The sequence below is a fragment of the Pseudophaeobacter profundi genome (genome assembly GCF_029697505.1).
GTDB lineage: Bacteria > Pseudomonadota > Alphaproteobacteria > Rhodobacterales > Rhodobacteraceae > Pseudophaeobacter > Pseudophaeobacter profundi.
The window spans coordinates 113224-134033 of record NZ_JARJEF010000010.1; the positions used below are offsets into that span (position 1 = coordinate 113224).

Below are 20810 nucleotides of genomic sequence, written 5' to 3' on the forward strand. Positions count from 1 at the left end.
TTGGCCTTGGCGCTGAAAATTCCCTGTGTCCCTGCGGGGACAGGACGCTTATCAATAGAATAATAGGTTTTGCGTTTTTTACAAATCCGGCGTAAATGAGAGTTGATGAAAAATTAGCGTCCCGCTGAAAAGGACGCATGGCAGAGTACGAGCAAGGAGCCGTCATGTTAACCCACGAAGACCTGGCCCGATTGCAGGCGCAATCCCTAAAGATGCAGAGCTGGATCCGACAGCAGACCTTTTCACCCGAGATGGAAAAGACTCTGCGGCGGTTTTCCAGTTGGGAGGTGGCCGAGCTGATCTTCAAGGTCAATCAATCCACCCTGCGTGGCAGGCTGGCGGCGGACCCTTCCCTGCCCCAGGGCCATGTAGAAGCAGACGGCCGCCAGCGCTGGTATTCGTTGGAAGAGATCAACGAGCTGCGCCGCCGGATCAAGATCAACCGCAAATCTCTGATGCCGCCACGCCCCGAAGGCAAGCGTGCGCTCAGGGTGGCGATTTCCAACTTCAAGGGGGGCGCAGGCAAATCCACGGTTGCGCTGCATTTTGCCCATGCGGCGGCGTTGGATGGGTATCGGGTGCTATGTGTTGATTTTGACCCGCAGGCGACGCTGTCGCATTCCATGGGGCTGAGCGATGTGACCGAAGACTATACGGTCTGGGGGATCATGGCGCGCGACCTGGTGCGCGAGACCGAGAGAATGAATGCCTCTGCCCGTGGGGCCGAGACAGGCGCGGCCTTGCCAGAACGGCATCTTCCCGATGCGATTACTGGCATGGGGCTGCAGGATCTGCGGATCAATGATTTCATCAAGCCGACCAGCTGGCCCACCATTGATCTGGTGCCCAGCTGCGCCAATGCTGCTTTTGTGGAATTCGCCAGCGCCCAGTATCGTCATCTCAATCCCGAGTGGTCCTTTTTCGCCGCTGTCTCTCGCTATTTGGATCAGGTCTCTTCGGATGATTACGACATGATCATTTTTGATTGCCCGCCTGCGATTGGCTATCAGTCGATGAATGCGGTCTTTGCTGCCGACATGCTCTATATCCCCTCTGGTCCCGGTTATTGGGAATACGACTCGACCACCTCCTTTATCGGTCAGCTGTCCGAGGCGCTGGAGGATCTGTCGGCCTTTAACGGGGTTGTCCCCGCGGGGACATTCACCCTGCCAAAGGCCTTTCTGGATGTACGCTTCTTGCTGACCCGATATGAAAGCGGCAATGATCTACACCGCGCCATGCGAGATGCCTTCATGAAGGTCTTTGAGGGGCGCATGGCAGATCACCCGATTGAGATGACCCGCGCTGTCGAACAATCAGGGCGGTTCCTCAGTTCGATCTATGAAATTGACTATCGCGATATGACCCGTGAAACATGGCGCCGGGCGCGGGCATCCTTTGATCAGGCCTACGAAGAATTCAAAGGCTACGCCGCAGAAGCCTGGGACCAGATGGAGGATAAAACATGAGCAAGCGTCGCGTATTTGACATCAATTTCCCGTCTGAACCCACCAGTGATCCCACGCCGGCCCCCTCCCCTACCCCATCGGGGAAGGACGATGGAGCAGGCCTTGCAGAGGCCCGTCGCGGCCCTATGGCAATGGCGATCTCCGAAAATGCCGAGGCGCTGAAGGCCCGCGCTGTCGCCGAACAGAATATCCGCGCCGAAAATGACCGGTTGGCGCATGAATTTGTCCGCCTTAAAAAGCTGGGCCTGGTGGTGGACCGGATCCCGCTGGATCAGATTGCGACCAGCAAACTGGTGCGTGACCGGGCTGTGTCGCGCGACCCGGAATTGGAAGAGCTGAAAGCCTCTATTCGCAGCATTGGTCTGTCCAACCCGATCCGGGTGGAAGAGGTCGGCGATGGCAGCTACCAGCTGATCCAGGGGTTCCGTCGGCTGTCGGCCTATCGCGCGCTGCTAGAGGAAACCGGTGCCGCAGAATACGCCAGCATCCCGGCAGGTTTGATTGCCAAGGGAGAAGATTTGCAGGGGCTCTATCGCCGCATGGTGGATGAAAACCTGGTGCGCCGCGATATCTCTTTTGCGGAAATGGCGCAGCTTGCGCTGTCTTATGCGCAGGATCCGGAAACAGACTGCGACGGGGTCGAGGGTGCGGTGACGCATCTCTATGGATCGGCGGGTCGGCAAAAGCGGAGTTACATTCGCCACTTCGCCGATCTGCTTGAAATGATCGGTGCGCATCTGCGTTTTGCCGAGGCAATTCCGCGTGCGCTGGGGTTGGATCTAAAAAAGAAACTGGCGGAAAACGATGATTTGGCGGCCGATTTAATCCAGCAGTTGCAGGCTGGCGAAGTCCGATCTGAAGAAGCCGAACTGGCGATGTTGCGCACTTTCTTGTCATCAAGTCCCGGTTCTGGTCCTGTGGCCAAGCAGGGCGGCGCGTCGGGGCGCACGTCAGAAACCGGCGTCGCCAAGACCACGCTGCGCTGCAGTGTCCCTGCGGGGACAGTGCGCTGTCAGGCCCGCGACGGGCGGATTGAATTGGCGATGGAGCGCGACTTTTCGGTGATTGATCGCTATCGGCTGGAAGGCGCAATTGCCGCATTTTTTGCCGCGCTAGAGGACGGGGAGCCCTCGCAAGAATAGCCTTGCCAGATCTTCCCGATGTGAGATGACGGCGGCAGATGGTATGCTGGGATCAGTAATGCGATACTAAAAAAGGGCTGTCCCCGCAGGGACAGCCCTTTTGCATTGTCATTCATACCGGGTTAGCCGGGGGTGGGATCAGTTCAAAACCTTGAACGCGATGCGCCGATTTTTTGCCCGGTTCTGTGCGTTGGAGTTGGCAACCAGCGGGCTTGCTTCGCCATAACCCACGGGCTTGAGCCGTTCGGTTGCAATACCCTTGGCCGCCAAATAACTGACAACCGAGGCCGCGCGCCGCTGGCTCAGCCTTTTGTTGGCGGTTTCGCTGCCCTTGTCGTCCGTATGGCCACCGACCTCGATCACCATATCAGGGCAGCGGCTTACGATATCAAACAGGCTGTCAAGAAACTGGGTCGAGCGCTGATCCAGCCGCGAGGTGCCGGGGGCAAAGTTGACACTTCGGCTGCGTGACAGGATGTCAAAACGCCCGATGCAGGCCTCGCGGCTGAAATCGCCGGTCGTTTCCAGCGCGGCGGTGGCACCACTGGCAGCGGCAATTGGCAGCACTTGAGTGCCTGCAGCGCTGCGATCGAACGTAAGGTTCAGATTGACAATTCCCAGCGGCGTAATGGTCACATTTGCGGCCTCTTGCAGTTTTTCACGCCCTTCCATCAGATTGAAATCCGCCAGTTGCAGGATGACGGGATTCAGGGTGGAAATATTGACCCGGTCATTATCCAGCAGGGTGACTGCAACTTTGGCAGACAGATCCATTTCAACTCCATGCAGGGACAGGGTGACCGGTACCTCGATCACCTTGCGGCGTCGCTGGGGCAGGTCCATCAGCTGGGTCGGATCCAACACCGCTGTCACCTTTGCCTCGGGATGAGTGAAAGTTTCAAAGAACAAAAACCGCATTCGCACATTGCGCAGATCAATCTTGGTATCAACTGAATCCAGCGCCACAACCAGCTGCGCAATACCGCCTTCGGTAATCTGGCCGCTGATGGAGGCAAATTGGCTGGTCTCTGCGATCGTGTCTTTCTTGACGGATAAAAAGGTAATGGCAGAGGCCTCAGGGTCAAGTTGCCAGCCGTGTTCAAACGGATCCAGCGCCAGCGCAGGCTGTGCGGCCAAGAACAAAAGGGCGAGAAGGGGGCGAAGAATTAAGCGTACCATGATAAAACTCATACAAGACTAAAGGGGGCAGGGCTGACGATTGGGGTGGCAAAGACGCACGCGCGGCGCAAATCGCGGTTCCTCAGCGCGCTACCTCTTTGATTAACGGCGATAGTGACGCATAATGCAAGGATTGCGGTAATTCGGCGCGGAAAAACCTCGCCAATGTGTAATGTCCCCGCGGGGACGGGTTCGGAGTATTGGTGCAGTGAATTTCTTGTGGTCGCAGGGCCTGTTTAAACACCTGTTTTCCCTTTTTGCGGTTTTTGCTTTTTCCGCTGGCGTGACCTGGGCGCAAGAGATCGAAAGGGAGCCGCGGCTGGCGCTGGTGGTTGGAAATGCCTTGTATGGGCAGGTTGCGCCGCTGGATAATCCGGTGAATGATGCTAACCTGATTGCCAATACATTGAAAGATCTAGGTTTTACGGTGACGCTGGCAACCGACCTACGCCAAGTGGAGATGAAGCGGGCTATTGCCCAGTTCGGTCGTGATCTACGCGCCGCCGGCAGCGAGGCAACGGGGCTGTTTTACTATGCCGGTCACGGGGTGCAGAGCTTTGGCAACAATTATTTATTGCCAGTGGATGTGGCATTGGCGGATGCTGCTGATCTGGATTTGATGGCGGTCGAGGCCCAGTCAGTGCTGCGGCAGATGGGCTCTGCGCGCAATCGCACCAATTTGGTGATCCTGGATGCCTGCCGCAACAATCCCTTTGAAAATGTGGCCGATCTTGATGAAAGCGGGCTGGCGGAAATGAAGGCCCCAACCGGGACATTTCTGGCCTATGCCACTGCGCCTGGCAGTGTGGCGCTGGATGGGCAGCGCGGCAATAGCCCTTTTACCCAGGCTTTGGCACATGAAATTGTTGTTCCAGGCCAACCGGTTGAGCAGGCTTTCAAGGCGGTGCGCCGTACAGTGTTAGCACATAGCGGGGGCCAGCAAACGCCTTGGGATACCTCTTCGCTGGTCAGTGACTTCGTCTTTGTCGATTCTCCGGCTGCCCCGGTGCTTAGCCCGGCTGAAACAGAGGAATTGCAGCTTTGGCAGTCGGTGCGCGCGACGCGAGATCCGGTGCAGTTGATGCTGTTTTTGCGGGGCTACCCCGAGGGGGCTTTTACAAACGAGGCCCGCGCCTTGCTCAGCGCGGTGATGGAAGAAGAGCTGGGCGGCGGATCATCCGCGCCTGTGCCGCCATCTGTGGAACCCGACACAGGCGAAACCGCTATGTTTACCGCTGCACAGCAAGATGGCTCTGTCACCGGGTATGAGGCCTATTTGCAAAGCTATCCTGATGGTACCTATGCGGAAATCGCCCGCACTGAAATCGCTGCTCTCCAGGCCGGGCAGGCGCAGGACCCTGCCGGTGCAGAGCCGTCAGAAGAGGTGACAGCTGAAGTTGCTGAAACACCCGAGAGCACGCCGAAGCAAGCCGAAGCCGGGCCGGTGACATTCGTCAGCCCGCTGGTTTCGGATCTGGCGCAGATCAGTGGCCTCAGTCTGGCAGAGATCGTTGAGCAATCGCCAATGTTCCCCCCGATTGAGGGGCTGCCGGAAAGCTATTGGAAAACAGAGACCTGCAGCTCTTGCCATGAATGGACGCGCGACCGCCTTTGCACCCAGGCAAATACCTATCTGAGCCTCAATATGCAGCGATCCTTGAACAAGCAGCATCCCTTTGGCGGGGTGATGAAGCGCAGCCTGAAGTCCTGGGCGGCGGGGGGCTGCCAATAGGGGGCGTGGGCTGAACGCGGCGCTTTAGCGCGGGGTGGTTTCAATCAGGAAATAGACCCATTCCCCTTTGAAATCAGTGTCTTGATTGCGTACCTCGGCAATTCTTTCGCGTAGGAAATCCAGATAGGGCGCGGCGGGTTCGTTTATGGGGCGTGGGGTTTGGTATAGCGGTGCAGAGGCTGCAAAGGCGACGGCGATTTCCTGCCCGTAGGGGGGGGCAATTGTGATTTGCAGGCCTGGCTCTTCCGGGGTTCTCGCCCCCACCCGCTGGGCGCTTTTTGCCGGTGCAAGCTGCAGCGGGGCTGCGCCGTTGGGGCTGAGGTGGATTACATCGCCCGCGGCATCAAAATAGTCCACGTAGATATAGGCTGGGTAATCCGGTGCTGTCAGTTCAAAGAACAACTGTTCGCCGCCTGAATAGGACAGCACCCGTGCCTGTGAATCTGTTCCCAGCAGCAATGGGTTGGTAATCTGGTCGGTGCTTTGCGGCAGGCCAACAGTGGAAATACCGCTGAGCGCGCCACATTGCGGGCGCGGCAGCAATCGCATGTTGTCCTTGAGCGCGATATCACGCCCCATCTGCGCCTGTAGCGCGGCAAGAACCGGTGCACGCAGGCCGGCTTCGGGCAGGTGACCGCGCAGCTCCAGGGTTGCGGTTTCGGGGTCAAAAGCAACCTGCAAACGGGCGCAGGGCACCGCGCTAAGCAGGGCTTCCAGGCCATCGCGTAGATTCGCGGATTGTGCCGCAAGATCCCCCGGTCTGGTGAAGCTATGAAAGGCGGCCAGAGAAACAGGATCGACCACGCCCATATCCTGCCCCTGAAAGGCCAGCGCAGCGGTGACCTGGGTGGCCTGTGGTGTGCTTTGCGTGAGCGCGAGCGCGGCTGGCGTGGCCTCGGGCAGGGGCTGTGCCGCCTGAGTGGGCGGCGTGACCGGGGCAGGGGGGCTATTGGCCTGTGTCGACGGAAGGGCAGCCGCGACGCTGGCAAGGTTGGTTCTGCGCGCAGGTTCCGCGCTGGCGACCTGGGCGGCGAGGGTATTTGGGCGCAGCTGAGCGATGGCGGCTGGCTGGGCCTGTGCTGGTTGTGGGCGGGCCTTTTGCGCGGGCAGCGGTTTGGCAGTGCTTGGGCGGCTTGGCGGCAGATCTGCGACCAGTGTTGTCGCCTGTGTTGCGGCTGAAATGGGCGCCTGTTGTTTTGTGCGGGTTGCCGTATTGGTCGGCCTCGCCCTTGTCTGGGGTAAGGCCCCGGCGCTAAGGTTGTCGCCTGTGGTGGCCAATTGTTTACCGAGGTCTGCAGCGGGGGCGCGTGGTTGTGCCTGGCTCCGCGTGATCTGTTGAGAGGCAAGCGTGAGGGCGCTTTCGGGGCCGGGTTTCTGCGGCACAGGCACCGGATTGAGAAACGGTAAAAGAACTGCAAAAACAGCAAGGTGAGCAATAACTGACGTCCCGAACGCCAGCGTCCATATGCCAATCCTTGGCGTCATTTTCCTACCCCTGCGCTGGCCTCTGGTGTGACCACAAGCACCACATCTACGAACCCCAGAGCTTCGGCCAGGGAGACATGCGGCAGAACATGGCGCAGATCTGCGTCGCGGTGGGCATTGATACGCAGACGGAGTGCCGGGTCTTTGGTCAGCGCTTCGGCCAGCGCAGCGGAAATTTCTGATTTGGGCAGGGCATCGCCATCCAGCGCCAGCCCGCCGTTTTGCGAGATTGCCAGAGTGATGCCGCCCGTCGGCATATCCCGCCCGGTTTGCGCCTGTGGTGGTGTGACCTCAAAGGGGGCGGTTGCGTCCATTCGCCCGATCAGCATGAAAAAGACCAGCAGGAAAAATACCACGTCGATCAGGGCGATGATGGTTTCAGTGGGGGCGGTTCGGCGGTTCTGTTTCAGTTTCACGGCCGGGCCTCCAATTGCAGAACCCGCATGTTTTTCACCCCGGCGCTGGCTGCCCGATCCATCAGAGAAATCAGCGCCTGGGTTGGTGCCGCGCCGGAGGGCAGGATCATCAGCTGCGTCTGTGGGTCCAGGGCAAGGCTGCGGCGCAAAAGTTGATCCAGGGTTTCGCTGGACAGCGCCTGGGCGCGCAGGTGCGGCGTACCAGTGGCATCCAGTCGGATCATCAGCCTCTGTTGCGCCGAACTGTCCGAATTGACCGCGTCATCTGTGGGGCGCAGCGCCGGGATCATATCCAGGTTGAGATAGCTAGAGGTCACCATGAAAAATACCAATAGAATCAACATCACATCGATCATCGGCACCAGAGAGATCAGGGCTTGGGGGCGCGGGCGTCTTGCTAGCTGCATGGCGGCCTCTGTCGGGGGATGCAGCGCGCGTTACTGGCCATGATCTGCCAACATCAGCTGACCAACTGCGCTTTCGATCATTTGCGATGCCCGGTCGATACGCGCGGCAAAAAGACCGGCGGCAATTGCTGCCGGGATGGCCACCACCAGCCCGGCAGCGGTGGTCAGCAGCGCCTGCCAGATGCCACCTGCCAGAACCGAAGCATCGGCAGCCCCCTGGGCCAGCTCTAGCTCTTGGAACGACTGGATCATGCCCAGCACTGTTCCCAACAGCCCAAGCAGGGGGGCGACCATGGCGATCAGCTCTAGCAAGCGGATGAGCCCATTCATCCGCTGGACCTCTTCGTTGCCGCGGCGTTCCAGTTCTGCAATCAGGACGGGCCCCTTCAGACCGTTTTGCAGGGCTTCCATCGCATAGCGGAGCACCCGGTCTGCCGGCGCCTTGTCTGCGACGATATCGCCCTGGGCACCCGGCCTGTCGCCGCTTTGCCAGCGGGCGATGGCGGCGGTGCGTTGTGCGGTTCCAGAGGTCACCGGCCAGAGCTGCGCCAGCTTCACCGCAATCACGGTCAGCGAGAGCAGAGAGGTTGCGGCCAGCAGGACAATCACCGGCCCGCCATTTGTGAGAATCTGTAGCAGAAAACCCATGGCTATTTCACCAGTTTGGCGGTGCTGCGAGAGGCTAGATCCAGCAGCGGGAAGCAATCCATTTCCGCTTCGTTCTGCGGCTGGCAAGAGGTGATGTCATGTAGCAAAAGCTCGGAAATATTGCTGCAGGCGATTTCGGGAATTTCAAAGAGTTTCAACGTGGTGCGCTGCACCGGCAGGGGGGCCGCATCCACTGAGAGCAGCCGGTCGATGATGCCGGCCCCATTCAGAATGGCCAGGGACATTTCAAAGCCTGCAAAGCTCTTGCCGGTCTGGTTGCGAAACAGAAAAAAGGCGCGGCAACCGCCCCCCTCGATCTCTTCCATTTTGTTCAGTTCGACCAGCAGCGACCCGTCGGCAGAACTGGCGGTTTCGCTAAGCGCCTGCACCGGCAGTAGCGCCAGCAGCGCCAGCGCAGCACCGCGGGTAATCAGGGGGAAAGAAGGGCAGGGTAGGGGCATCGCGGTCTCCAGTGGGTTTGAAACAGGGTTTGCAAGGGGCGGCGGAATTTGACGGCGACGCCGAATTATACCAGCGAGGTCAGGGCTTTTTCGATCTTGTCCATGGCATCGCGGGCACCGTCCAGGTCGCGTTGCTTCAATAGTTTGGCGGCTTTGTGGATGGCGCGGGTAAGCCGGTCGCGTGCGGGGCCTGGGGCGCGCGCAACATCCGCCTGCAGGCTCTGGACCCGTTTAACCTGCGCCCCGAGCGAGCGCGTATCTGTGGCGCGTTGACCGCGTTTGAGCGTGGTTTCTTCGTCCTCGCGGTCTTTGCCAAGGGCGGCGATGGCGCGTTCACTGACAAGGATCAGCACCTCTGCCTCTTGCAGCCGCCCGGCATTGATCAGGGTCACCGATTTTGCCAGCGCGCGGTTAAGCTTCAGTTCCAAGGGGCCGGGGGCCAGGGCGATTCGTGGCTGCAGCCGTTTCATCCGCTGTTTCAGCGGCAGCACCGCCTTTGGATCAACTTCGGGGGCGTCAATATCGCTACTATCGGCCGAACGAGGCGTGGTCTCGCTGGCGACTTCTGGCTTTAGGCTGTCCAGAATATTGCCGCCATCGTCAAGGAACAGGACGTTCACCTTGGGGCGGTTGTTCTTGAGGAACCGTTTGAGCTGCAACAGGATTCTTGCCGAAGTCTGCTCGCAGATCATTTCCATCTGATCGCCCTTAACAACATAGGTCCCCCAGAGCATGGGAGTCTTGCCACCGGCCTTTTTCAGGGGCGCGCGCAGGGCTTCGGGTTTGTTGCCGGGCTGGATCATCAGAAGGGCATCTTTGGTGTCATCCAGACAGAAGCCAAAACTGGTCCGTCGCTTGGTGCCCTCGCGTACCATCGCCCTTATTTCGTCACCGGTAACACGGTCAGCACACATCACCACCACTCACAAAAAGGTGTAAAAACAATTGACTTTAAGATGGCGATAAGGCTCACTCAACGTCAAGTTATTGTTTTGTAAGTGGCGCGCCTGGAGGCTGCCGCATCTCTGTATGTCCATATGGTATGTGGTTTTTTCTGATCGCGCTTGACCTGGTTTTTGGGGGGTCAACTGTATGGATCTGGCTGTTTTGTTACAGCCCAAAGGGGAAGACGCCCCCAGCGGGGATAATCTTGAATATGATCCGGCCTTCACAGAGATGGCGCTTGCCGCGCAGCCTGGTGAAGAGACTGTGGTCGGTGATGAGCGTGTCGATGCAACCGACCCGGATTATGCAACCGTAGAGGAAAACGCGCTGGATGTTTTGGCGCGCAGCCATGATTTGCGGGCGGCGGTATTCTTGGCAGATGCGGTGCTGCAACGCGATGGGCTGGTTGGCTTTGCCGAGTGCATCAGTTTTATCCGTGGTTGCCTGGAACAATTCTGGCCGAGCTGTCACCCAGAGTTGGACGAAGATGACGGCGACCCGATCATGCGGATCAATGCGGTGCAGGATCTGTGCGGGCAGCCTGATGGGATGGGGGGGCCATCGCCCGTATTTCGCTCGTTGCGACGCTGCGCGTTAAGCGACAGTCGCGGCTTTGGTCGCTTTACCCTGCGCGATATTGAAATTGCCGAAGGGTTGCTGGCCGCACCCAACAGCATGGATACAGTTCCGGATCGGGCCACCATCGGGGCGGCCTTTCAGGACAGCGACAGTGCCGGAATTGCAGAACGCCTTGTTGCTGTCGAACAGGCCGAGCAAGACATCCGGGCGATTTCGGCGGTGTTTGACGTTCAGACGCCTGGGCAGGGCCCCGAATTGGACCCGCTGATTAAACTGCTGCGCCAGATCAGCAAACGGCTGCGCGACTATGGTGACCTTAAAGATGCCCCGGCGACAGAGGCGAGCGATGAGGCGGCTGATGACGCAGAGGGTGCGGAGGCGGCTGTTGCACCGGGGCGCAGTGCTGCGGTGCCTGGTGCAATCAATTCTCCTACTGATGTGGCGAATACGCTGGATCGCATTATTGCCTATTACCAGCGGGAAGAACCCTCTAGCCCGCTGCCCTTGTTGCTGGAACGTGCCAAGCGCCTGGTGGGGGCTGATTTCCTTACCATTGTGAATGACATGGCGCCGCGTGGTCTGGAAAATGTGCAGCTGATCGGCGGCCTGGAGGATGACGATTGACAAAATCGAGGGGGATGCAAGTACCCAAGCCGCGCAAAAGAGGTGTTTTTGCCAAGGGTCCTTGTCAAGTTTGATGACGAGTTAAGGAGAGCTAGATGGCTGGAAGTTCACAAAAGTTTATTGCCCGCAATCGGGCGCCACGGGTGCAGATCGAATATGATGTGGAACTGTATGGCGCTGAAAAGAAGGTCCAGCTGCCCTTTGTGATGGGGGTTTTGGCGGATCTCACCGGCAAGTCCGAGGTCGAGCAACCCGCCGTTGCGGATCGCAAGTTTCTGGAAATAGACGTTGATAACTTTGACAGCCGGATGAAATCCATGGCACCGCGCGCCGCCTTTACGGTGCCCAATACCCTGACGGGTGAAGGCAATATGGCGGTCGATATCACCTTTGAAAGCATGGATGATTTCAAGCCCGCAGCTATCGCGGCGAAGGTGGCGCCGCTGAAAGAGTTGCTGGAGGCGCGCAGTCAGCTGAGCAATCTGATGACCTATATGGATGGCAAAACCGGGGCCGAAGATCTGATCACCAAGATCATCCAGGACCCCAGCCTGCTGAAGACCCTTGCAGCGCAGCCCAAACCCGGCGGTGACGCCGATGGCGACACGGAATAGGAGGTAGACATGGCAGAAGAACAACTCCAGACCGAGGCCGCCCCGGAAGAAAGCGCCTTTGGCTCCAGTGAATTTGCAAGCCTGTTGCACAAGGAATTTCGCCCTAAGTCCGACCAGGCCAAAACGGCAGTGGAAAGCGCGGTCAAAACCTTGGCAGAACAGGCCCTGGCCAATGCCGGGCTGATTTCGGATGATGCGCTACGGTCGATCGAAAGCATCGTGGCCGAGATCGACAAAAAGCTGACAGAGCAGGTCAACCTGATCCTGCATAACGAAGAATTTCAGCAGCTTGAAAGCGCCTGGCGCGGGTTGCATTATCTGGTCAACAATACCGAAACTGACGAGATGCTGAAAATCCGGGTGATCCCGATCACCAAAAAGGAACTGGGCAAGACTTTGAAGAAATTCAAAGGCACGGCCTGGGATCAGTCACCGATCTTCAAGAAACTCTATACCGAGGAGTTCAGCCAGTTGGGGGGCGAGCCCTATGGCTCTTTGGTGGCGGATTTCCATTTTGACCATTCACCACCAGATATTGAGCTGCTGGGCGAGATGTCCAAAATCGCCGCCGGGGCCCATGCGCCGCTGATTACCGGTGCCAAGCCCTCTCTGTTTCAGATGGATAGCTGGTCGGAACTGTCCAATCCGCGCGATCTGACCAAGATCTTTCAGACCCCGGAATATGCCGCCTGGCGGTCGTTGCGTGAAAGCGAAGATTCCAAATATGTCGGGTTGGCAATGCCGCGGTTTCTGGGCCGGATGCCCTATGGCTCCAAAACAGATCCAGTGGATGAATTCGCTTTTGAGGAAGACACAACAGGCGCCGACAGCGAGAAATATTCCTGGGTGAACGCGGCCTATGGCATGGCGACCAATATCACCCGCTCGTTCAAATCCTATGGCTGGTGCTCGCGCATTCGCGGGGTTGAAAGCGGTGGGACGTTGGAAGAGCTGCCCTCGCATACCTTCCCGACTACCGATGGCGGGGTGGATCAGAAATGCCCCACCGAGATTGCCATCGATGACCGGCGCGAGGCCGAGCTGGCCAAGAACGGCATGATGCCGCTCTTGCATCGCAAAAATACTGATGTAGCAACATTCATGGGCGCGCAATCCTTGCACAAGCCCACCGAATACGACGACCCGGATGCAACCGCCAACGCCAATCTTGGCGCGCGTTTGCCCTATCTTTTTGCCACCTGCCGCTTTGCGCATTATCTGAAATGCATGGTGCGCGACAAGGTTGGGTCGTTCAAAAGCCGTCAGGACATGGAATCCTGGTTGCAGAACTGGATCAACAATTACGTTGATTTCAACGCGGATATCTCTTCCGAGAACGAAAAGGCGCGCAAACCTCTGGCCGCTGCCGAAGTGGTGGTCGAAGAGGTCGAGGGCAACCCGGGTTATTACAGCTCAAAATTCTTTCTGCGCCCGCACTACCAGCTGGAAGGCCTGTCGGTCTCGCTTCGGCTGGTGTCAAAATTGCCCTCGGAAAAGGGAGGCTAACAACCACTCTGGCCTCAAATTTATGTCAATGAGTTATGGTTTGAAAGGATAGCAAAATGGCTGCTAGCATGTTCGTGGAAATCTCGGATATCGAGGGTGATGCGACCGAAGATAAACACAAGAATTGGATCGTCATTCAGTCGGCAAACTGGAATGTTGAACGCGCGGTTGAAATGACCGATCTCGGTTCGACCCAGCGGATGCACTCCAATTCCAATTTTGGCAAGATCGAGCTGACGTCGCAGATGGGCAAGGCGTCGAACGAGCTGGCCAAATCGGTTGCCAACGGCACCGTACGTCCGGAAATCATCATGCATTGGTGCCGGTCTGGCGATGCTCAGGCCGAAGGTCTGCTGGAATATTCCGTGTGGAAGCTGAAAGACGTGGTGATCGACAGTTATTCGATCTCGGCCAGTGATGATGGCATTCCAGAGGAGACCTGGTCGCTGGCCTATGCCGCGATTGAGCATACCTATAAATCCACCAATCAAAAGACAGGTAAGTTGGAAAGCCCAATTGTTTTCCAATGGAACGTCCAAACCGGCAAGTTCGAGTATTGATTTGCCTCTCCCTCGGGCGTGGCTGCACGTCCGGGGGTTTTATGTGTATTTGACATGGCGGAGTAGTGCCCATGACCCCTGAAGCGCATTTGCGGGCTGGTGATCCGGAACAGGCCCTGGCCACTTTGCAGGCCCAGGTGCGCGCGGACCCTTCCAATGCCAAACTGCGAATTTTTCTGTTTCAGCTCCTGTGCATAATGGGAGACTGGAAGCGGGCGGTGGCGCAGCTGCGGCTGAGCGCCGAACTGGATGCCGGGGCAACGATCATGGCGCAGGCCTACCGAGAGGCCATCTTATGTGAAGTTTACCGTGAAAAGGTGTTCAAGGGTGAAAAAGACCCCTTGATCCTGGGCGAGCCAGCCCCCTGGCTGGCGCAGTTGATCGAGGCGCAGAAACAACTGGCGCAGGGCCATGCGGACCAGGCGCAGGCCCTGCGAGAGGCTGCATATGCGGCGGCCCCGACAACGGCGGGAACAGTGAATGGCACTGCCTTTGATTGGATTTCTGATGCCGATATGCGCCTTGGCCCGGTGCTAGAGGTGATCCTGAATGGGCGTTATTTCTGGCTGCCCTTTGCCCAGATCCAGAGCCTTGAAATCGATGAACCCAGCGATCTGCGCGATACCGTCTGGATGGCAGGCACGCTGACCCTGGCAAATGAAGGTGCCCTGGCGGTGCTGATACCGACCCGCTATCCCGGCAGTGAAACGGCGGATGCAGCGGCCCAACTGGCGCGGGCTACCCATTGGCAAGAGGCGGGAGGCGGGGCCTATATTGGTCTGGGTCAGCGGCTTTTGACCATCGGTGACGAGGATTTCGCCCTGATGGACATTCGCCAGCTGCAGATCGGCGGCGCGGGCGCTGAGGATGCACTGAACAACAGCGATGCACCGGGCGGCAGCGATGGCTGACAAGATGCTTGCCGAACGCCTGCAACCTTCGCTGTTGGATCGGTTGACGGACAACGCGCCGAGGGAGCGCAGGGAAAGCCGCGATGCGCGGGTGATTGATCTGAACCGGCTGCGCGAAATCATTCAACGCGACCTGTCCTGGCTGCTCAACACACAGAACGCTGGGCGCCAGATTGATGGCGACCGCTACCCGGCGGTGGCGGGCTCTGTGTTGAACTATGGGCTGAGCGAAGTCACCGGCGAGTTCTCGACCACTGAAAAGGCTGAAAGGATCCGCCGCGCGATTGAACAGGCCATCAGCAGTTTTGAACCCCGCATTATCGAAGGCACGGTGGATGTGCAGTTGATTGGCGATGCGGAGGCGGCAGGCATGACCATTGGGTTGGATATCCGCGCCGACATGTGGGCGCAGCCGCTGCCGCTGGAATTGTACCTGCGCAGCAAGGTCGATGTGACCACCGGCGAAGTCAAAATGGAACGGGGGCTCTAACCATGGATACCCGCCTGCTGGGCCACTATGAGAACGAGCTGAACTATCTGCGAGACATGGGCGCAGAATTCGCGGCTGCCTATCCCAAGATTGCCTCGCGTCTGGGGATGGAGGGGGTCGAGGTTCTGGACCCCTATGTTGAACGGCTGCTGGAAGGCGTGGCCTTCTTGTCGGCGCGCGTCCAGCTGGAGCTGGAGCTGCAATATCCCAATTTCACCTCGAACCTCCTGGAAATCATCTATCCGCATTACCTTGCGCCAACCCCATCGATGATGATTGCGCGGCTGGATCCGGATCCCAGCAATTCTGCGGTCAAAAGCGGCTATCTGATGCCGCGTGGCTCGGTGCTGCGCTCGCGCTTGCAAGACGGCGCGCAGACGGCTTGCGAATTTCGCACCGCCGCCGATCTGACGCTCTGGCCGGTAGAGATTACCGAGGCGCAGTATATCGACGGGCGCGGTGATCTGGTAGCCGCTGGGGTGGCCGCCGGCTATGAGGCCCGCGCCGGGATCCGGCTGCGCCTGAAACGCAGCGACGGAGAGCCGCTGCGCGACCTCGATATGGATCGCTTGCAGATCTATCTGGGCAATGCTGCCGGCAATAGCTGGCCACTGCTGGAACTCTTGTGCACCCAGGTGCAGGGCATCGTGGCGCGTTCGACCGACCGGCGGGCCGACTGGCAGCTGCCCCTGCCTGACGGGGCCGTGGTGCAAAAGGGCTTTTCCCGCGATGAGGCGCTGTTGCCGGTGCCTGCGCGGGTGTTTGATGGCTACCGTCTGTTGCAAGAATTCTTTGCCATGCCGGAGAGGTTTCGCTTTGTTGAACTGCAGGGGCTGCGCCCGGCGCTGCAACAAAGCACAGGAGCAGAGGTGGACCTATACATTCCGCTGCGTGAAGGGCTGCGCGAAGCAGCGCCTGTGGTCCTACCGGAGGTATTTCAGATCAATTGTATCCCGGCGGTAAACCTGTTTGAAAAGCGTTGCGACCGGGTGCGGCTGACCACACGCGACACCGAACATCAGGTTATTCCCAATCGTACTGCGGGGCTTGATTTTGAAATATACGCGCTGAAAAAAGTGATCGGAATCAGCGGAGAAGGTGCCGATGATATCGAGTTCCGCCCGTTTTATTCATCGGATGATTTCACTGCTGCTGGCGAAACCCACCCGGCCTATTACACCCTGAAACGGCGCATGCGGGAACGATCCGAAAAGGAACGGCTGCGCGGGGTGCGTTCGTCCTATCTCGGCTCTGAGGTCTACCTGACGCTGGTCGATCGGTCGCAGGCGCCCTATGGACCGGATCTGGAGCAGCTAGCGGTACAGGCGCTTTGCACCAATCGCGATCTGCCGCTGCTTTTGGCGACAGGCAATGAAGGCCTGTTTCACCTGCCCGAAGGTGGCCCGGTCAAGCAGATCACGCTGCCGATTTCACCAACGCGGCCGCATCCGTCGCTGGGGCAGGGGGATACGGCCTGGCGGCTGATTTCACATCTTAGCCTGAATTATGTGTCGATTGCCGACAGCGGGCGTGGCCAGGCCGCCGAAGCCCTGCGCGAGCTGGTTGGTCTATACGCGCCGCTGGGAAACCGGGTCACCGAAAAGCAGCTAGAGGGAATTGTCTCGGTTTCAAGCCGCCCCATCGTGCGCCGGATGAGCGATGAAATCCTGTCAACGGCAGTGCGTGGGATGGAAATATCCATAGGTTTTGACGAGAGCTTTTTTGAAGGCAGCAATATCTATGCGCTGGGGGCGGTGCTGGAACGGTTCTTCCATGGCTACGCCAGCATCAACACATTCACCGAAACCGTACTGACAACCGAAAAACGAGGGGAAATCGCCAGATGGCGACCACAAAAGGGCCTGGGCCGAATGATTTGAGCCACTTTGACCGGCTGGTCAAAGCCCCTGAGGAACACCATGTTTTTCAGGCCCTGAGGGTATTGGAAGCGCATTACCGGGACTCGCCCCGCCTGGGCGAGAGCCGCCGCCCGCGCCAGGATCCGTTGCGCCTTGGCCAAGAGGCAGAGCTGGCCTTTCCGCCCTCAACCATTGCCAGTTTCACCCCGGCCACCAAGGACGGCCCAGCCCGGTTGACCAATCGGTTTTTTGGGTTGTTTGGCCCGCAGGGGCCATTGCCACTGCATCTGACTGAATATGCCCGCGATCGCTACCGTAACCACCGGGATCCAACGCTGGTGGGCTTTGCCGATATGCTGACGCATCGGATGATGTCGCTGCTTTACCGGGCCTGGGCCGAGGGTGCCCCGGCGGTCAGCTTTGACCGCGACGAAGATCCGCTGGCGGACCGGGTGGCGGCGCTGGCGGGGTATCACGGCACCGGGCTGCGCAACCGGGATGAAATGCCGGACCTGTCCAAGTTGCATTTTACGGGGATCATGGCGCAGGGCACCAAGACGCCTGCCGGGCTGGTGGCCCTGCTGTCTGATTTCTTTCAGGTGCCGGTGCATCTGGAAGAATTTGTCGGCAGCTGGCTAGAGCTGGAACCGGATGACCGCTGGCAGATGGGGCGCGGGCAGGGGGGCTTGGGGCAGAACACCAGCCTTGGCGAGAAGGTCTGGAGCCGATCTGCCAAGTTTCGCCTGCGTATCGGCCCGCTTAGCCTGCAGGATTATGAACGCCTGTTGCCGGGCGGAGCAGCGCTGGCGCGTTTGCGGGCGATTGTACGCAATTATCTGGGGGATTTCCTGGATTGGGATGTGAATTTGGTGCTGGCCGGGGATGCAGTGCCGCGCGCCAGTTTGGGCGGCACAACCCGGCTTGGCCATACCAGCTGGATTCGCAGTCGTCCGGACCCAGAGGCGGACCAGGCGGATGTGAGCGATTTGTATTTGTACCCCGGCCTAAACACCGGAACGTAAGAGTGCCTATAGGGAGCGAAGTGACATGACCGAGATCAGCCGTGTGGCGCTATTTGGGAAGCTCAATAAATTGGGCTATCAGGCGGTAGAAGGGGCAACCGTGTTCTGTAAGATGCGTGGCAACCCCTATGTGGAACTGGTGCATTGGATGCATCAACTCTTGGCCCAGCCGGACAGTGATCTGCATCGAATTATCGCCCATTACGATCTCGATACTGGAAAAATCTCTAGTGAAATGACCCGCGCGCTGGACATGTTGCCGCGCGGGGCCTCGGCGATTTCGGATCTGAGCGATCATTTGATGGATGCGATGGAACGGGGCTGGGTCTGGGGCTCGTTGCTGTTTTCCGCCAGCCAGGTGCGCAGCGGCTATCTGCTTTTGGGCATGCTGAAGACACCAGCACTGCGCAATATTCTGACCTCGATTTCGCCAGAACTGGCGCGGATTGGCGCGGATGATTTGGCCGATAACTTTGCTGCAGCCACCGATGGCTCGCCCGAGGCCGGGATGTCGGCGCAGGATGGCAGCATGGTCACCGGAGGTGGTGCCGAACCTGGCGAGACCTCTGCCGCTATGGCCCCTGGTGCCATGGGCAAGGGAGAGGCGCTGGCGCAGTTTTGCACTGATCTGACGGAACAGGCCCGCGCGGGCGAGATTGATCCGATTGTGGGGCGTGACGAAGAGATCCGCCAGATTGTTGATATCCTGATGCGGCGACGCCAGAACAACCCGATCCTGACCGGCGAGGCCGGGGTTGGCAAAACAGCGGTGGTCGAAGGCTTTGCCCTGCGCATTGCCCGTGGGGATGTGCCACCTGCCCTGCGCAACGTGCGGCTCTTGGTGCTGGATATCGGGTTGTTGCAGGCTGGTGCCTCGATGAAAGGGGAATTTGAAAATCGGTTGCGTCAGGTGATTGATGAGGTTCAGGCCAGTGCCGAGCCTATCGTGATGTTTATCGATGAAACCCACACGCTGGTGGGGGCTGGCGGCGCGGCGGGCACCGGCGATGCGGCCAATCTGCTGAAACCGGCCCTGGCCCGCGGCACCCTGCGCACCATCGGCGCAACCACCTGGGCGGAATACAAGAAATATATCGAGAAAGACCCGGCTCTGACCCGCCGCTTTCAGGTGGTCAAGATTGACGAACCCTCGGTGCCAAAGGCGATCCTGATGATGCGGGGCATTGCTTCGATGCTGGAAGCGCATCACCGGGTGCAGATTTTGGACGAAGGGATTGAGGCTGCTGTCAGTCTGTCGGCCCGCTATATTCCGGCGCGGCAACTGCCGGACAAATCGGTAAGCCTGCTGGATACCGCCTGCGCCCGCGTTGCCGTCAGCCAACACGCGGTCCCGGCAGAGGTTGACGACAGTCAGCGCCGGATTGAGGCCCTGACCACCGAGCTGGAGATCATCAGCCGTGATGAAACTGCTGGTTACGAGGTGGCAGAACGCCGCGCGGCTGTCGCGGACGCAAAGACCCGCGAGGAAGAGCGGCTCGCCGCTCTGACCACCCGTTGGGACAATGAAAAAGCGGTGGTCCAGGAGATCCTCGACCTGCGCGCCAAGCTCCGAGAGGGGGCCGCGCCCGTAGATGATGTCGCGGATGCTGGGGAAGAGGCGGCCGAGGGCGCATCGAACAGCCCGCTATCCGAGGAAGAGCGCGCCGCCCTGATGCAACAGCTCAAGGAAAAGAATGCCGAACTGCAAGTGCTGCAGGGTGAGTCCGCCCTGATCTTGCCGATTGTCGACCAGCAAGCGATTGCCAGCGTGGTAGGCGACTGGACTGGCATCCCGGTTGGACGCATGGTCAAGGATGAAATCGACACCATTCTGCACCTCGAAGAACATCTGGCAAAGCGGGTGATCGGTCAGGATCACGCGATGCAGATGATCGCCAAGCGGATCCAGACCAGCCGCGCCGGGCTGGACAATCCCAACAAACCCATCGGGGTTTTTCTGCTCGCCGGGACCTCGGGCGTTGGCAAGACCGAAACGGCCCTGGCCCTGGCCGAGGTGCTTTATGGGGGGGAACAGAATGTCATCACGATCAATATGTCGGAATACCAAGAGGCCCATACCGTTAGCAGCCTGAAGGGCGCACCGCCCGGATATGTCGGCTATGGCGAAGGTGGCGTGCTGACCGAGGCGGTGCGGCGCAAGCCCTATTCCGTGGTGCTGCTGGATGAGGTCGAAAAGGCCCACCCGGATGTGCATGAGATCTTTTTTCAGGTCTTTGACAAGGGCGTGATGGAGGATGGGGAAGGGCGGGTGATTGATTTCAAGAATACCCTGATCCTGCTTACCTCTAACGCGGGGTCCGACATGATTATGGATATGTGTTCTGATCCAGACCTGATGCCCGCCCCGGAAGGTATCGCCAAGGCGCTGCGCGATCCGCTGCTGAAGATCTTTCCGGCGGCGCTTTTGGGGCGTCTGGTGACCATTCCCTATTATCCGCTTAGCCCAGATATGATTGGCAAGATCACCAAGCTGCAACTGGGGCGTATCAAGAAACGGGTGGAAGAGGCCCACGGCGTGCCGTTTTCCTACACCGATGCGGTTGTCGACAAGATCGTCGCCCAGTGCCAGGAGCTGGAAAGCGGTGGTCGGATGATCGACACGATTGTGACCAATTCGATGCTACCGGATATTTCCAACGAATTCCTGCGCCGCCTGATGGCGGGGGAGCAGGTCGCGGCGGTGGCCATAGATGTGAAAGAGGGGGCCTTTTCCTACAATTTTGACTGAGCCCCAGGCACA

Annotated in this window: 19 protein-coding genes; 12 read left to right on the plus strand and 7 right to left on the minus strand. The window is 58.9% G+C overall.

Annotated elements, in window-relative coordinates; translation table 11 throughout:
• The first annotated feature begins 164 nt into the window (after window positions 1–164).
• Entirely contained in the window at window positions 165–1469 is a 1305-nt protein-coding gene (locus P2081_RS15695) for an AAA family ATPase (RefSeq protein ID WP_278923805.1), read from the plus strand.
• Complete coding sequence (locus P2081_RS15700; protein ID WP_278923806.1) at window positions 1466–2611, plus strand: ParB/RepB/Spo0J family partition protein; 1146 nt, start codon at window positions 1466–1468, stop codon at window positions 2609–2611. Before P2081_RS15695 ends, P2081_RS15700 begins: the two co-directional genes overlap by 4 nt.
• Before the next feature lie 138 nt (window positions 2612–2749).
• On the opposite strand, the gene P2081_RS15705 is transcribed toward P2081_RS15700, so the two are convergent.
• On the minus strand, window positions 2750–3790 hold the full coding sequence (locus P2081_RS15705) for an OmpA family protein (RefSeq protein ID WP_278923807.1): 1041 nt from the start codon (window positions 3788–3790) through the stop codon (window positions 2750–2752).
• A 208-nt stretch (window positions 3791–3998) separates the two neighbouring features.
• Here P2081_RS15705 and P2081_RS15710 point away from each other — a divergent pair, with 208 nt between their 5' ends.
• A complete protein-coding gene (locus P2081_RS15710; RefSeq protein WP_278923808.1) occupies window positions 3999–5522 on the plus strand; it encodes a caspase family protein in 1524 nt (507 codons plus the stop codon).
• A 24-nt stretch (window positions 5523–5546) separates the two neighbouring features.
• On the opposite strand, the gene P2081_RS15715 is transcribed toward P2081_RS15710, so the two are convergent.
• The 6 genes from P2081_RS15715 to P2081_RS15740 form a co-directional block, all read right to left on the minus strand.
• Window positions 5547–7007: a DUF4384 domain-containing protein gene (locus P2081_RS15715; protein WP_278923809.1), complete on the minus strand. Its 1461-nt coding sequence runs from the start codon at window positions 7005–7007 to the stop codon at window positions 5547–5549.
• Window positions 7004–7423, minus strand: a complete 420-nt coding sequence (locus tag P2081_RS15720; protein ID WP_278923810.1) for an ExbD/TolR family protein — start codon at window positions 7421–7423, stop codon at window positions 7004–7006. The genes P2081_RS15715 and P2081_RS15720 overlap by 4 nt, the downstream gene beginning before the upstream one ends.
• Entirely contained in the window at window positions 7420–7830 is a 411-nt protein-coding gene (locus P2081_RS15725) for an ExbD/TolR family protein (protein ID WP_278923811.1), read from the minus strand. Before P2081_RS15725 ends, P2081_RS15720 begins: the two co-directional genes overlap by 4 nt.
• A 30-nt stretch (window positions 7831–7860) precedes the next feature.
• A complete protein-coding gene (locus tag P2081_RS15730; RefSeq protein WP_278923812.1) occupies window positions 7861–8478 on the minus strand; it encodes a MotA/TolQ/ExbB proton channel family protein in 618 nt (205 codons plus the stop codon).
• Between the two features lie 2 nt (window positions 8479–8480).
• Window positions 8481–8939 carry a hypothetical protein gene (locus P2081_RS15735; RefSeq protein ID WP_278923813.1) on the minus strand — a complete coding sequence of 153 codons (459 nt, stop codon included), beginning with the start codon at window positions 8937–8939 and terminating at the stop codon, window positions 8481–8483.
• Window positions 8940–9004: 65 nt separating this feature from the next.
• On the minus strand, window positions 9005–9853 hold the full coding sequence (locus P2081_RS15740; RefSeq protein ID WP_278923814.1) for a hypothetical protein: 849 nt from the start codon (window positions 9851–9853) through the stop codon (window positions 9005–9007).
• Between the two features lie 178 nt (window positions 9854–10031).
• On the opposite strand from P2081_RS15740, the gene tssA reads away from it, so the two are divergent.
• The 9 genes from tssA to tssH all read left to right on the plus strand — a co-directional run bounded on the left by tssA (window position 10032) and on the right by tssH (window position 20798).
• Window positions 10032–11087 carry a type VI secretion system protein TssA gene (gene tssA / locus P2081_RS15745; RefSeq protein WP_278923815.1) on the plus strand — a complete coding sequence of 352 codons (1056 nt, stop codon included), beginning with the start codon at window positions 10032–10034 and terminating at the stop codon, window positions 11085–11087.
• 95 nt (window positions 11088–11182) lie between these two features.
• The gene (gene tssB / locus P2081_RS15750; protein ID WP_278923816.1) at window positions 11183–11701 is read left to right on the plus strand and encodes a type VI secretion system contractile sheath small subunit; all 519 of its coding nucleotides are present in this window, start codon (window positions 11183–11185) and stop codon (window positions 11699–11701) included.
• 9 nt (window positions 11702–11710) lie between these two features.
• Window positions 11711–13207, plus strand: coding sequence for a type VI secretion system contractile sheath large subunit (tssC, locus tag P2081_RS15755; RefSeq protein WP_278923817.1), 1497 nt, complete (start codon window positions 11711–11713; stop codon window positions 13205–13207).
• A 56-nt stretch (window positions 13208–13263) separates the two neighbouring features.
• Complete coding sequence (locus tag P2081_RS15760) at window positions 13264–13767, plus strand: Hcp family type VI secretion system effector (protein WP_278923818.1); 504 nt, start codon at window positions 13264–13266, stop codon at window positions 13765–13767.
• Window positions 13768–13838: 71 nt separating this feature from the next.
• Complete coding sequence (locus P2081_RS15765; RefSeq protein WP_278923819.1) at window positions 13839–14678, plus strand: type VI secretion system accessory protein TagJ; 840 nt, start codon at window positions 13839–13841, stop codon at window positions 14676–14678.
• Window positions 14671–15168, plus strand: a complete 498-nt coding sequence (gene tssE / locus P2081_RS15770) for a type VI secretion system baseplate subunit TssE (RefSeq protein WP_278923820.1) — start codon at window positions 14671–14673, stop codon at window positions 15166–15168. The genes P2081_RS15765 and tssE overlap by 8 nt, the downstream gene beginning before the upstream one ends.
• Before the next feature lie 2 nt (window positions 15169–15170).
• Window positions 15171–17048 carry a type VI secretion system baseplate subunit TssF gene (tssF, locus tag P2081_RS15775; RefSeq protein ID WP_278923821.1) on the plus strand — a complete coding sequence of 626 codons (1878 nt, stop codon included), beginning with the start codon at window positions 15171–15173 and terminating at the stop codon, window positions 17046–17048.
• Window positions 17012–18049, plus strand: a complete 1038-nt coding sequence (tssG, locus tag P2081_RS15780; RefSeq protein WP_278923822.1) for a type VI secretion system baseplate subunit TssG — start codon at window positions 17012–17014, stop codon at window positions 18047–18049. The genes tssF and tssG overlap by 37 nt, the downstream gene beginning before the upstream one ends.
• A gap of 25 nt (window positions 18050–18074) precedes the next feature.
• On the plus strand, window positions 18075–20798 hold the full coding sequence (gene tssH, locus P2081_RS15785) for a type VI secretion system ATPase TssH (RefSeq protein WP_278923823.1): 2724 nt from the start codon (window positions 18075–18077) through the stop codon (window positions 20796–20798).
• Window positions 20799–20810: the final 12 nt, after the last annotated feature.